Genomic DNA, 13690 nt, shown 5'->3' on the forward strand with positions numbered 1-13690 from the left:
TCTATAAGGCGTTAGGCGCAATGTCAGAAAATTTTAAAGAAGCCGCTCTCCGATACCACAGCATGGAACCCGCTGGAAAACTCGAGATTACCGCGACCAAACCCATGACCAGCCAGCGCGACCTGGCACTGGCCTACAGCCCAGGCGTCGCCTATGCCTGCGAAGCCATCGTCGAAGACGAAGCCGCCGCCGCCCAAATGACCGGCCGCGGCAACCTGGTCGGTGTGATTACCAACGGCACCGCCGTCTTGGGCCTGGGGCCGATCGGCCCGCTCGCGTCCAAGCCGGTCATGGAAGGCAAGGCGGTGCTGTTTAAAAAGTTCGCCGGTATTAACTGCTTTGACATCGAAGTCGACACCACCGACGTTGACGAATTCGTTAATGCCGTGGCCCTGCTAGAGCCGACCTTTGGCGGCATTAACCTCGAAGACATCAAAGCGCCTGAATGCTTCGAGATCGAAAAGCGCCTGCGCGCGCGCATGAACATTCCGGTGTTCCACGACGACCAGCACGGCACCGCGATTGTGGTGTCCGCGGCCTTTTTGAACGCCTTCCGCGTCGCCAACAAGCCGATCGAAGACGTCAAACTGGTATGCGCCGGCGCCGGCGCCGCCGCCCTGGCCTGCCTGAACATGCTGGTCAGCCTGGGTATGCGCCGCGAGAACATCACTGTGTGCGACATCGAAGGCGTGGTCTACGAGGGTCGCACGACCTTTATGGACCCCTACAAGTCGATTTTCGCCCAAGCCACCGATGACCGCACCCTGGTCGACGCGATCAAGGGCAAGGATGCATTTTTAGGCTGCTCGGCGCCGGGCATCGTGACCCAAGACATGCTCAAAACCATGGCGGATTCGCCGATCATTTTCGCACTCGCCAACCCGACACCGGAAATCATGCCGGACCTGGCCCGCGAAGCACGCCCGGACGCCATCGTCGCGACCGGACGCAGTGACTTCCCCAACCAGGTCAACAACGTGCTGTGTTTCCCATTCTTGTTCCGCGGCGCACTGGATGTCGGTGCGACTACGGTCAATGAAGAAATGAAAAAGGCCTGTGCACACGCCATCGCCGACCTGGCCATGGCACCGCCCAGCCCCGAAGTCGCCAGCGCCTATGGCAACGAGGCCCAAACCTTCGGTCCCGACAACCTGATCCCCAAGCCGTTCGACCCGCGCCTGATCGTCGAGATCGCCACCGCCGTGGCCAAAGCGGCGATTGACTCCGGCGTGGCGACCCGTCCGATCACGGATTTCGAAGCCTACCGTGAACGCCTAAACCGCTTCGTGTTCCGTTCCGGCATCTTGATGAAACCGGTATTTGAGCGTGCCAAAGCCGCCCAACAGCGGCTGATTTACGCCGAGGGCGAATCGGGCAAGGTGCTGCAAGCGGTCCAGCGTGTGGTCTCGGAAAAGCTGGCGCGGCCGATTTTGGTCGGACGCCCCCCGGTCATCCAAGAAAAGATCGACAGCATGAGCCTGAACATCACCGCGGGCGTCGACTTTGACATCATCGATTACTTGGATGATGAGCAAATGACCACCATGGGTCAGGAATACTACAAGCTGATGGCGCGCCGCGGGGTCACGCCAAAAGCGGCCCAGGCCCGTATTCGCGCCAACTTCACCTTGGTGGCGTGCATGGCCCTGCGCATGGGCATGGGCGACTCGATGGTGTGCGGCTCGTTCGGCAGCTACCGCAAGCACCTAGAAGTGGTCAAGGACGTGATCGGCAAACGCCCCGGGGTGGATGACCTAAGCGCCCTGTCGGTGCTGATTTTGCCACGCGGCACCTTCTTTATTGCCGACACGCATGTCACCTACGAGCCGACCCCGCAACAGATCTGCGAATCGACCTTGCTGGCGGCCGAGGAAATGCGTCAATTCGGTATCACCCCGAAGGCCGCCCTGGTCAGCCACTCAAACTTCGGCTCGAGCCCATATAAATCCGCCGTCAACATGCAACAAGCCCTGTCGATGATTCGCGAATTGGCGCCGGACTTGGAAATTGAAGGCGAAATGCACGCGGATGCTGCATTGGATGAAAATATCCGTGCTGACATGATGCCGGAGTCGCTGCTAACCGGCGAAGCGAACTTGCTGATCATGCCCAACTTGGATGCCGCCAACATCGCCCGCAACCTGTTGAAGGTATTGGGCGGTGGTGTGTCGGTCGGGCCGCTGTTGTTGGGCGCCGACATGCCGGTCCACATCATGACCAGCGCGGTCACCGTGCGCGGCATCGTCAACATCAGCGCCATGGCTGCGGTTGACAGTATCGGCCGCTAACGGCGGGTTGCGAGCCTAAACGGCAAACAACTGCGACGGGTCTTTGAATGCCTTGAATTCCAGGGCATTCGAGGCCGGGTCGTACAAAAAGAACGTGGCCTGTTCGCCGGCCAACCCCTGAAACCGGATCCCCGGCTCAATCACGAACTCGCAGCCAGCGGCGGTCAGCTTATCCGCCAAGGCATGCCAGTCATCCCACGCCAAGACCACACCAAAGTGCGGCACCGGCACGGCTTTGCCGTCGACGTCATTGCGGTGTTCACCCGATTTGGGCGCAACATGGGTGACCAGTTGGTGGCCAAAAAAATCGTAATCGATCCATTGATCGCTGCTGCGCCCCTCGGCACAGCCCATCAGATCACCATAAAAGGCACGGGCTGCGGACAGGTCATCGACCGGAATGGCTAGGTGAAACGGCTGCAACATGGCGGAGCTCCTTATCATTAGAGCGCCATTATCGCCTGCGTGTACTGTTGTTCAAGCACCGAAACGCGGAATCGACTGACATCCGGCACCGGCGGCAACCCGTTGTCGCGCCACATCCGAAGCAGTGCCACCGCATTGGTCGCTTCGGCGTCGGCATCTGGGCTTGAGCGGTAGCGCGGCGTGTCTTGGAAAAACTCAGGGTAACTAAGGCGATCCGGCACCAACGGCACACAGCCCAAGGCCACCGCTTCCATGATGCAGAGCCCCTGAAAGTCATGCCGTGCGGTCGATAACACCACGTCAGCCATAGCCAATCGGGCGCAGTACATTTCACGATCGTCTTCAAAACCATTGAAGCTGACCAGGTGCCCGTAGTGGTCGAGCAACTCGCGCAGGCTACCGGGGGCAACGTCCGAGCGGTGCCCGAGCAGCATCAATTGGGCGTCCACGTCCGAGCGATCCAGAGCCTTGGCGAAGGCCAGCAAACGCTCCGGCCCTTTGTCAAAGCCCCAGCGGTGATTCCATGCGATTCGAATGCCAGGACGATCGCGCTCCGCGATCTCGCGCCCAAACAGATCCCCGGCCAGCGGCACCGGCGTTTCCTGACTTTTTGCCAATAACGACTGAACGACACCGGGCGGAACTTCGTCCGGGCATTTGTCCAACAGCGCCGCCACCCCCGACAAAAACGAGCTCAGGTTATGGCGTGAATTGAACACACAGCGGTCCGCCGCCATCGCCGTGTATAGGCTGGTCAGCTGGGCGTCGAGGGCATGCCCGGGTCGCGACGCGTCCGGATAGGCAAACGGGTTTTCGTGGAAGTACACCAGCGTCGGCAGGTTAGCTAGGCACGGCACCAGTCCGCGCAGGGTTGCCAAATCGACCGCCGAGGTTACCCATAGCATGTCGTAATCGCCGCTGAGTTGGGTTTCAAACTCACCTGCCAGCCGCAACGCGTTGCCACGCTGACGCCAGGCATAGTTAACCGGTGGCAGTGCAATCCGCGTAAACGCCGCATCGGGGTACATTTCCGTTAATCGATTGAACCAATACTGATGGCTGTCGGCGTCATACGCTGACACCACCAAAACGCGCGCGTGGCTGGGATTCATACTTCATCCTAATTCGGCATTGCGGTCAAACCAGCCCACCAAGTGATCGATCAAAGTACGGGTGCGAATGGGCAGGTGCTGCCTATGAGGATAGACCGCCCAAATGCTACGCTCAGGCTGTAACGTCCAGTCTGCCAACAGGCGCACAAGTTGCCCGGACTTGACCGCCGATTGAGCGGCGAATGCCGGCACGATGCAAAAGCCCAGGTGATGGCGCGCCGCCGTCAACAAAAACGCATCGCTGTCACCCTGCAAGCGCCCTTGGAAACGCACATCCGCGGCCCCGTCCGGCCCCTCGAATCGAAACGCTTGGCGGCCATGGCCGGCGTAAGTGACCATAGGCGCACCGATCCACTGCTCGGGGTGGATCGGCGTGCCGTGCACCGCAACAAAGTCCGGTGACGCTACCAACCACATGGGCGCCGGCGCCAGACGCCGCGCCACCAAGGACGAATCCTCGAGCGCAGCGATCCGAATCGCCATGTCAAAATGGTCTTGTAACAAATCGACCAGACGCTCGCTGGCCTCGACCTGCAATTCCAACGCCGGATGCTGCAACGCGAATTCAGCGAAGGCGTCTGACATGCCGTGGTTAAGTAGAGCCCCCGGGACCGAGACTCGCAACTTGCCTACCAGCGCCAACTGGCGCTCCTTTAACTGGTCGGAGGCCTCGAGTAAGCCCTCGACCAACGGCGACGACTGCTCATAAAACCGCTGCCCCTCATCGGTTAGTGCCAACTGACGCGTGGTGCGCTGAAATAGTCGCACCCCCAGCTCGCTCTCCAGGCGCTGAATTTGCTTGCTAACCGCGGACGGTGTCATGTCCACCTCGCGCGCAACCGCCGCGAAGCTGCCGAGGCGCACCACACGAACAAACAGGGGCAAACGGGCGAGATATTCCATAACGGATCCAATGACTGAAGTTTGTCTAGTTATTGGTGCCATTGCGGCTCAGCGCAAGGGTGGTCATAGCTGGCACAGAAATCGCTTAGTTTTGGTGCACACGCGGCGTTTAGCTGGCTGCGCGTTTGGTAACGACCTAAAAGCGCACAATTTTAGTGCAACGAACCGAAAATCGAATAAAAACGCACCTCTGCAGTGCGCAAGGAATGACAATGACCGACAACATGGCCTCCTTAGCTACCCGCCTGGACCTGATCGCCAGTAGCGCCGATACCTTCTTTATTTTGATGGGGGCGATACTCGTGCTGTTCATGCATGCCGGCTTCGCCTTTTTAGAAGTCGGGACCGTGCGCCACAAAAACCAAGTCAACGCCCTGGTTAAAATCCTGACCGACTTTGGCGCCTCGGCTATTGCCTACTTTGCGGTCGGTTACAGCCTCGCCTACGGCAGCAACTTTTTTGGCTCCGCCGACAGCCTAATTGCTAATAACGGCTACGAGCTGACCAAGTTCTTCTTTTTGCTGACCTTTGCCGCTGCCATTCCAGCCATTATCAGTGGCGGCATCGCCGAACGCGCTGCGTTTTGGCCGATGATGATGGCCAACGTCACCGTGGTTGCGCTGGTGTATCCCTTCTTTGAAGGCTTGATCTGGAACGGCAACCTTGGCTTCCAAGCCTGGCTGGAAGCTCGCTTCGGCGCGCCCTTCCATGATTTTGCGGGCTCGGTTGTGGTCCACGCCATGGGCGGCTGGCTGGCGCTGGTGGCGGTATTATTTTTGGGCAGCCGGCGCGGTCGTTTCCGTGACGGCCGCTTGGTCAGCTTCGCACCGTCCAGCATCCCGTTCTTGGCCCTTGGCGCCTGGATCCTGATCGTCGGCTGGTTTGGTTTCAACGTCATGAGTGCCCAGGCCATGGACGGCATTTCAGGCTTAGTGGCGGTCAACAGCTTAATGGCCATGGTCGGCGGCACCCTCGCAGCCTTGATCGTTGGCAAAAACGACCCGGGGTTCATCCATAACGGACCGCTTGCAGGCTTGGTCGCGATTTGTGCGGGATCGGACATTATGCACCCCATCGGCGCACTGGCGACCGGCCTGGTCGCCGGCGGCCTGTTTGTGTTTCTGTTTACCTGGGGCCAAAGCCGCAAGGCGCTCGACGACGTTTTGGGCGTCTGGCCGTTGCACGGTTTGTGCGGCGTTTGGGGCGGTATCGCCGCCGGGATTTTCGGCCTGGAGGCTCTAGGTGGGCTGGGTGGAGTCACCCTAGGCGCGCAAATTGTTGGCACACTAAGCGGCGTTGCAGTGGCCTTAATCGGCGGCACGGTGGTCTACGGCACGCTGTATAAAACCGTCGGCCTGCGACTGGACCAAGAGCAAGAATTCAACGGCGCGGATTTATCGATCCACAAGATTAAGGCCAACCCCGACCAGCGCGACTAGGTCGCGTTCCACTGCCGAATCAAGTCCAGTTTCTGCGCCCGCGGCAACTGCTTGATTCGGTACTCTTCTTTCAGCGCAGCCGAGCGCCCGTCCAACCACTGATAGGCCAACAGCGCCACCGGCGGATCGGCTTTGGTGAAGCGCGCACCCTTACCGGCCTGATGCAGCGCAAAGCGCGCCTGCACGTCGACCGCAACGCCGGTGTACAACCGCCCGGAACGGCACTGCAACAGGTAGACCGCCCAGGGTTTGCTCAAAACGGGATCGGCTGGTGGTTCCAGTCAATAAAGGCGCCTGTTTGCGCCGGGGTCAGCCCCTGAACCACCGATTCCAGCTGGGCCGCGGCCTGGGCCGGCGTAAACAGTTTGCCGGCGGGCACCGCGGCCTGAAACGGCTTGGACAAGCCGGTATCCACCGTGCCCGGGTGCAACATGGCGATCGTCGCCCAGGGATTAACCCGTTTCAGCTCGATCGCCAGGTTGGTCATCATCATATTTTGGGCGGCCTTTGCGGCCCGGTAGCTGTGCCAACCGCCCAAGCGATTGTCGCTGATCGAGCCGACCCGAGCGGACAGCGTGACGTACGTCGGCTCAGGACTTTTGCGTAACCACTGCCAAAAGGCCTTACCGATCAGTGCCGGCGCCAGGGTATTAATTTGGAAACTGCGCAGGGCATTCGCCGGTTGCAACTGGCGAATGCTTTTTTCAGGCCCCATCCCGTCCGCGTGCAGCAGCCCGACTGTGTAAATCAGCCTGTCCAAGGGTTCGTCCGCGGCCATCACCGCGTTCGCCAAGGCCTGGATGCTGTCCTCGTCGGTGACATCGACGCGCCAATCGCCGCCGCTGCGTGCGGCCACCCAGACCGTCTGGCCGAGGTCGCGCAAGTGCGCCGCCCAGGCCTTTCCGATGCCGGCGGTGCCGCCAATGATCAAAGTCGCCATTTACGAGGCCGTGCCCGCGCGGGCTTCCGAAGGCCGTGCCCAGGCATCCGGCCAATGGCCACCGAGTTCGAGTGTGCGCTGATAGGCGGTCGCGGCCACCCAGCGACCCAGCTCATGGACACGTGCCTCGTCCATGCGCGTGGCTGGCCCGGACAATGAAATCGCCACCTGGGCGGCCCCATGCTCGTCAAACACCGGTGCAGCCACGCAGCGCAAACCCGGGTTGCGCTCTTCCCAGTCGATCGCATAGCCACGCTCGCGGATGGCCTGCATATCGGCCAACACCGCGTCCGTTGAATCCAGTGTGGTGGCGGTAAAGGCCGCCGGCATCGGTTGTGGCAGGTGACGCAGGATCGAAGCGGATTCCCGGGACGCTAACAGGGCCTTACCGACGCCCGATGCGTATGCCGGTGCGCGCGATCCCAGGGGCGCCACCATGCGCATGACTTCGCGGCATTCGACCTGCCCGACAAAGATCACCTCGTCACCATCCAGGGTGCCCATGTTGGCGGTTTCGTTGCCGCGCTCGGACAGTTCAACCAAGGCTGGGTAAAGATCGCGGACCCAGTCGCGGGCGACGAAAAATGCGGTGCCGACCTCGAAACAGGTCATGCCAACCTGCCATAGGCCGTCACTGGACTGGCGCACGAAACGTTGTTGCACCAAGGTGTCCAACAGCCTGTGTGTGGTCGACGGCGCCAGCTCAACCGCGCGCGCCAAATCGGCCAGCGCAAGCCCGTGGGGATGGGCGGCCAAGGCCTTTAACATGTTCAGCCCGCGGGCCAAGCTTTTAACTTGAGTGGTGTCGTTTTGGCTCATTCATCTAGTCTACCGCGCCGGCTGAATTTCACCAGATGGAATTGACTTCCATTTACACCCGGCGTCGGATTCTGATGGCCTAGGCCAAACCCTCGATACGCGGCACCAGACGTGTTTCGCCACGAAAGGTTTCGCTGACCGGGCGCCAGACCAGTCGTACTGACTGGCCGAGCGCGACTGGCGCCGTTTCACCGGCGCGCTTCAACGCCCGAAACCAGACCGTACGGAACTGCCGGCCCCCGCAGCTCACTTGCAGACTTAAATGGACCGGATCTTTGCCCACGGCACGCAACGCATCGATTTTGAATACACCGACAAAGCTGGGCGCCTCGAAGCCGCGGCCGTAGGGCTGAAGGCCGTCGATTTGCTCGATCAGCGGGGCGCTTAAATCGGCCGGATCCAAGTCGCCATCGTGCCAACGCATCGGTTGGGGCTGCTCGCTGACTTGCTGACGCACGGCGGTGTCTAAGGCCATGGCGAATTCGGTTAGGTGAGCCTTGGGCAAGGTCAGGCCGGCCGCCCCATGATGGCCGCCAAAACGCGACAGCCACTGGCTACAGGCCTGCAAGGCTTGTTTCGCATTGACCCCCGGAACCGAACGCATTGAGCCGACGAAATACGCCGGTGCCTGGGCTGGTGCCAATACCACGCTGGGCAACCCGGTGCGCTCGGTGATACGCGAGGCAACAATGCCTTGGACGCCGGGGTGTCCTCCTTCATCCGACACCACTACACAGAAACGGCCGGTCTCGCGCTGACGAACCGCCTTGGGCATGCAGGCGTCGACCATGGTGCGCTCCAAGGCCTTGCGCGACTCGTTGTCTTGACTCAACTGATTAAGGTGACGGATGGCCTCGCCCTTGGCCCCCGACAGCATCAGGTAAAGCGCCTGCATCGGGTCATCAATTCGGCCGCGGGCATTGATTCGGGGCCCCATCTGAAAAGCCAGCGTCTCGGCGCTTATCGGCAGGTTGTCCGCCCCCATCAGTTCGGCGAAGGCTTGCCACACCGGACGCTGCAGCCGATTGATTTGACCCAACCCGGCACGCACCACCGCGCGGTTAATCGCACTGCCACCCAAGTCGACACAGTCCGCGACCGTGCCCAAGGCCACCGCATCCAGGGCGTCGATCAACTTAGGCGCGTCCGCCGCCAGCTGGCCCGCCTCGATCAGCCCCTGGCGTAGCCCGCTCATGATCAGCCAGCTGACCATGACCCCGGCAATACTGGGGTCAGGATAATCGCAGTCCGGTTGGGTCGGGTTAATCACCGCCAGTGCACTGGCCGGCACACCCTCGGCCGGGATTGCATGATGATCGCCAACAATGACATCGATACCCGCGGCGGCAAGCTGGGCAATGCGCGCTTCGTCGCTGGTGCCGCAGTCCGCCGTAACCACCACCGACGGACGCGTGGGGCTGCTGAGCAAACGATCCACCAAGGTCTGAGAAATGCCATAACCATCGTGAATGCGATGGCCAATCCACGAACTCAAACGCTCGCTAGGAACACCGAAATGATGCCGAAGGGCATGCAGCAAAACCCAGTGCGAGGTAATCCCATCGACGTCGTAGTCGGTGATCAAGCCAATCGACTCGCCCTGCTCAATCGCCCGCACTAGACGCGCAATCGCGATATCCATACCACGAAGGCGCATCGGCGAGGCCAGGTGCTTGAGCGATGGATTGAGCGCACCGGCGACTTGGTCGGCTTGGTGGTCGGATAGCCGACCGGCCAAGATCCGAGCCTGAAGCAAGGTCGCCCCACTGTTTAAGGCCTGATCAAAAACGGCCTCGGATAACGCGCGTGGGGCGCATTGCATGTTAAATGTTCGCAGCGACGTAGGCTTGAATCGCGGCCACGTCGTTTGCCAGTACCTGGTAGCGCTCCTGCCGATCCATCAGGTCAGCCATGCTCGACGGCAACGCCGAGGGCGTCAGCCCGGCGGCCACCACGGCCTCGGCGAATTTTGCCGGGTGCGCAGTGGCCATGCAGATCATTGGCGTAGTGCCGACGTGATCCTCGGCAACGCGCACGCCAATGGCCGTGTGCGGGTCCAAAATCTCGCCACTTTGGGCGTGCCAACGTTTGATCGTGGCGACCGTTTCGGCGTCGTCGACCGCACCCGACGTCCAACGCTCAGCCGCCTGCATGATTGCTGCAGGAATCTGTGCATGACCGGTCTCGGCGAAAGTCTTCATCAAGTCGTCGATCATGGCGCTGTCACCGCCGCTCAGGGCGTACAGCAGGCGTTCAAAATTCGACGACACGACAATGTCCATCGACGGCGACAGCGACGGCGACAGCGCCTGGCGCGCCAACACACCGCCCTTGATTGACCGATCCAGAGCATCGTTATGGTTGGTCGCGACGATGAACTGCTCGACCGGCAACCCCATTTGACTGGCCAAGTGACCGGCGAACATGTGCCCGAAGTTGGCGCTTGGCACGGCAAAGGAGATCGCCTTGTCCGGAGCCCCGAGGCGCAAGCCTGAGTAAAAGAAATAGACAATCTGGGCCATCACCCGCGCCCAGTTAATACTGTTAACCGCAATCAGTCGCTTGCCATTCAAAAACGATTGGTCATTGAAGCTGGCCTTGACCGCCGCCTGACAATCGTCAAAATCGCCTTGGACGGCGATGTTAAACACGCTGGGGTCCAACACCGTGGTCATCTGGCGACGCTGGACGTCGGATACCCGCTCGTGCGGGTGCAAGATAAACACATCCAGCTGGTTGCCGTGGCGGCAGCCTTCAATCGCCGCACTACCGGTGTCGCCGCTGGTGGCACCCAAGACAACGCCGCGCTCGCCTTTGCGGGCCAACGCCAAGTTCAACAAACGCCCCAACAGTTGCAGCGCAAAATCCTTAAAGGCCAGGGTCGGGCCGTGGAACTGTTCAAGCAACCAGAGGTTACTGTCGAGCTGTTTTAACGGGGCCACCGCCGGGTGATTGAACTCGGCGTAGGTCTCGGTCAACAGCGCCGCATACTCGGCCTTGGGCATGAATCCGTCGACAAATGGCCAGGTCACTTCCAGGGCCAATTCGGCGTAGCTGAGTTTGGCCATTTCACGCAACTGCTCGGGGCTAAACGTGGGCAAGGACTCGGGCACATACAAACCACCGTCCGGGGCCAAGCCTCGCAGCAATACGCCTTCAAAGTCGAGGGCGTCGGAACGTCCACGGGTCGACACATAGCGCATCATACGAGGCTCTCCACGCGGATCTTAACAGCCGGTTCGAGGACCGATTCAAGCGCTTCAATTTCGGCCAACGCCGCGTTCATGTCGGCTTCTTTGACGACACCGGTCAACAGCACCACCGGAACCGAATCATGCGGGTCCTGGACCTGCTTTTGCACGATCGACTCGATGCTGATGGCATGGTCACCTAGACGCTTGGTGATCTGGCTTAGGACACCCGGGGTGTCCGCCACCTGCAAACGCAGATAGTAGGCCGAGTGAATTTGATCAATGCTCAAAATCGGCTCGCCGCCCAACGCGTCGGCATGGAAGGCCAAATGCGGCACCCGATTCAGCGGATCCGCCGTTAGCGTGCGGGCAACGTCGACAATGTCAGCGACCACGGCGCTGGCGGTCGGCTCACCGCCGGCGCCAGGCCCGGTGTAGGTGGTCGGGCCAACCGCATCGCCCTGAACTTGAAGCGCGTTAAGCACGCCATTGACGTTGGACAGCAACCGGTTCTTGGGCATCAGCGTCGGGTGAACCCGCAACTCGATACCGCCGCCCGTGCGCTTGGCCACGCCTAGGTGCTTAATTTTGTAACCGAGTTGGTCGGCGTTGGCGACATCCGCAGGTGTCAGCGCACCAATACCCTCGGTGTAGCAGGCGTCAAACTGGAGCGGAACGCCGAACGCAATCGAGGCCAAAATCGTCAACTTGTGAGCGGCATCGATGCCCTCGACGTCAAAGGTCGGGTCGGCTTCGGCGTAGCCCAGTGCTTGCGCTTCGGCCAGCACCTCGTCAAAGGCACGGCCTTTCTCGGACATTTCAGTCAGGATGAAGTTGCCGGTGCCGTTAATGATGCCCGCCAGCCATTGGATACGATTGGCGCTAAGGCCTTCACGGATCGCTTTAATGATGGGGATACCACCGGCGACTGCAGCCTCAAATGCGACCATCACGCCGCGCGCTTGGGCGGCTGCGAAAATTTCGTTGCCGTGGATGGCGATCAGCGCTTTGTTGGCCGTGACCACGCCCTTTCCTGCCTCAATCGCAGCCATCACCAACTTCAACGCGAGGTCGGTACCGCCGATAAGCTCGACCACAATATCGACGTCCGCGGCGGTCGCCACGGCCAGCATGTCGCGTTCAACGCGAATACCACTGAGGTCAACGTCAGGCTTGTCGGTGCGGACGCCGGCACAGGTCACTTTGACCGGGCTGCCGACGCGGCGCTCGATTTCGGATTGATTTCGGCGTAGCACTTCCAAGGTGCCCTGGGCCACAGTGCCCAGACCACACAGGCCGATTTTGATCGGTTCCAATGAACTTTCTCCTTACAGACTACGCCGCGTTAGCGTCGTCTTTGGTTAACATTTTGCGGATTGAACGAACGGCTTGGCGGATGCGATGCTCGTTCTCAATCAATGCGATGCGCACAAAGTCATCGCCATAGCTGCCAAAGCCGATGCCCGGGCTGACCGCCACCTTGGCATCCGTCATCAGTTTCTTAGCAAATTCCAGTGAGCCCATGGCGCGGTAGCGCTCTGGAATTTTAGCCCATACGAACATCGTCGCCTTGGGCCGCTCGATGTGCCAGCCGGCAGCCTCGAGGCCATCGCACAAGACGTCGCGGCGGCTCTGGTACATGTCACGAATTTCTTTGACACAGGTCTGGTCGCCTTCGAGGGCCGCGATAGCCGCCACCTGAATCGGCGTAAAGGTGCCGTAGTCCATGTAACTCTTAATCCGCGCCAGGGCCGACACCAACTCGGGGTTGCCACAGCAGAACCCGACGCGCCAGCCCGGCATATTGTAGCTTTTGGACAGGCTAAAGAACTCGACCGCAATGTCTTTGGCGCCCTCGACTTGGAGGATGCTGGGGGCTTGGTAGCCGTCAAAGCAAATGTCCGCGTAGGCCAAATCCTGGACCACCCAAATTTGATGTTCCTTGGCGATGGCAACGATTTTCTCGAAAAACTCGAGATCAACGCAGTCCGCGGTTGGGTTAGCCGGAAAGTTCAGCACCAACATTTTTGGCTTCGGGAAGCTGTTGCGGATGGCGTTGGTCAGTTCTTCGAAGAAATCATGATCCGGGCCAATCGGCACGTGGCGGATGTCGGCCCCGGCGATCACGAACCCGTAGGGGTGAATCGGGTAGGCCGGATTGGGTACCAACACGGCATCACCCGGCGACAGCGTGGCCATGGCCAAATGCGCCAAACCCTCTTTTGAACCGATCGTAGCGATGACTTCAGTTTCCGAGTCTAACTCGACGTCGTAGCGTTCTTTGTACCAATTGGCCATGGCCCGGCGCAGGCGCGGGATGCCGCGGCTTTGACTATAGCGGTGGGTATCGCCACGTTCGGCGGTTTCGACCAGTTTTTGTACGATGTGTTTGGGCGTTGGCTGATCCGGGTTACCCATGCTGAGGTCAATAATGTCCTCGCCTGCCGCTCGCGCCGCTTGACGCATCTCACCAATGACATTGAAAACATAGGGGGGTAAGCGCTGAATGCGCTGGAAATCCGTGTTCATGCAGTCCTCGAGCCGGCAGGTAATTTGAGCCGGCTAGGTTACC

General features: G+C 60.3%; 12 protein-coding genes. 2 read left to right on the forward strand and 10 right to left on the reverse strand.

The genetic code is table 11. The annotated features are described in order from the left end of the window. Positions 1–20 precede the first annotated feature (20 nt). On the forward strand, positions 21–2288 hold the full coding sequence (locus GH975_RS12305; RefSeq protein ID WP_153714277.1) for an NADP-dependent malic enzyme: 2268 nt from the start codon (positions 21–23) through the stop codon (positions 2286–2288). 15 nt (positions 2289–2303) lie between these two features. On the opposite strand, the gene GH975_RS09415 is transcribed toward GH975_RS12305, so the two are convergent. Genes GH975_RS09415 through GH975_RS09425 form a run of 3 tightly spaced genes read right to left on the reverse strand, consistent with a single transcriptional unit; the run spans position 2304 to position 4729 of the window. Continuing rightward, positions 2304–2714, reverse strand: a complete 411-nt coding sequence (locus GH975_RS09415; protein ID WP_153714278.1) for a VOC family protein — start codon at positions 2712–2714, stop codon at positions 2304–2306. Between the two features lie 17 nt (positions 2715–2731). Continuing rightward, on the reverse strand, positions 2732–3826 hold the full coding sequence (locus tag GH975_RS09420) for a tRNA-queuosine alpha-mannosyltransferase domain-containing protein (protein ID WP_153714279.1): 1095 nt from the start codon (positions 3824–3826) through the stop codon (positions 2732–2734). 3 nt (positions 3827–3829) lie between these two features. After that, positions 3830–4729 (reverse strand): LysR family transcriptional regulator, encoded by a 900-nt coding sequence (locus GH975_RS09425; protein ID WP_170272618.1) that lies wholly within the window; start codon positions 4727–4729, stop codon positions 3830–3832. Between the two features lie 224 nt (positions 4730–4953). Here GH975_RS09425 and GH975_RS09430 point away from each other — a divergent pair, with 224 nt between their 5' ends. Beyond that, complete coding sequence (locus tag GH975_RS09430; RefSeq protein WP_153714828.1) at positions 4954–6168, forward strand: ammonium transporter; 1215 nt, start codon at positions 4954–4956, stop codon at positions 6166–6168. Here the strand turns inward: GH975_RS09430 and GH975_RS09435 are convergent. The 7 genes from GH975_RS09435 to alaC all read right to left on the reverse strand — a co-directional run bounded on the left by GH975_RS09435 (position 6165) and on the right by alaC (position 13647). After that, positions 6165–6425, reverse strand: coding sequence for a GIY-YIG nuclease family protein (locus GH975_RS09435; RefSeq protein WP_246164714.1), 261 nt, complete (start codon positions 6423–6425; stop codon positions 6165–6167). The two genes, GH975_RS09430 and GH975_RS09435, sit on opposite strands and share 4 nt — an antisense overlap. After that, the gene (locus GH975_RS09440) at positions 6422–7108 is read right to left on the reverse strand and encodes an SDR family NAD(P)-dependent oxidoreductase (protein WP_153714282.1); all 687 of its coding nucleotides are present in this window, start codon (positions 7106–7108) and stop codon (positions 6422–6424) included. The genes GH975_RS09435 and GH975_RS09440 overlap by 4 nt, the downstream gene beginning before the upstream one ends. Next, a complete protein-coding gene (locus GH975_RS09445; RefSeq protein ID WP_153714283.1) occupies positions 7109–7927 on the reverse strand; it encodes an IclR family transcriptional regulator in 819 nt (272 codons plus the stop codon). 79 nt (positions 7928–8006) lie between these two features. Then, positions 8007–9749 (reverse strand): single-stranded-DNA-specific exonuclease RecJ, encoded by a 1743-nt coding sequence (locus tag GH975_RS09450; RefSeq protein WP_153714284.1) that lies wholly within the window; start codon positions 9747–9749, stop codon positions 8007–8009. A 1-nt stretch (position 9750) separates the two neighbouring features. After that, positions 9751–11130: a threonine synthase gene (gene thrC, locus GH975_RS09455; RefSeq protein WP_153714829.1), complete on the reverse strand. Its 1380-nt coding sequence runs from the start codon at positions 11128–11130 to the stop codon at positions 9751–9753. After that, the gene (locus GH975_RS09460) at positions 11130–12434 is read right to left on the reverse strand and encodes a homoserine dehydrogenase (protein WP_153714285.1); all 1305 of its coding nucleotides are present in this window, start codon (positions 12432–12434) and stop codon (positions 11130–11132) included. The genes thrC and GH975_RS09460 overlap by 1 nt, the downstream gene beginning before the upstream one ends. Before the next feature lie 19 nt (positions 12435–12453). Continuing rightward, positions 12454–13647: an alanine transaminase gene (alaC, locus tag GH975_RS09465; protein WP_153714286.1), complete on the reverse strand. Its 1194-nt coding sequence runs from the start codon at positions 13645–13647 to the stop codon at positions 12454–12456. Between the last annotated feature and the right edge of the window lie 43 nt (positions 13648–13690).

It is taken from the genome of Litorivicinus lipolyticus, from assembly GCF_009650135.1.
GTDB classification, from domain to species: Bacteria; Pseudomonadota; Gammaproteobacteria; order Pseudomonadales; family Litorivicinaceae; genus Litorivicinus; species Litorivicinus lipolyticus.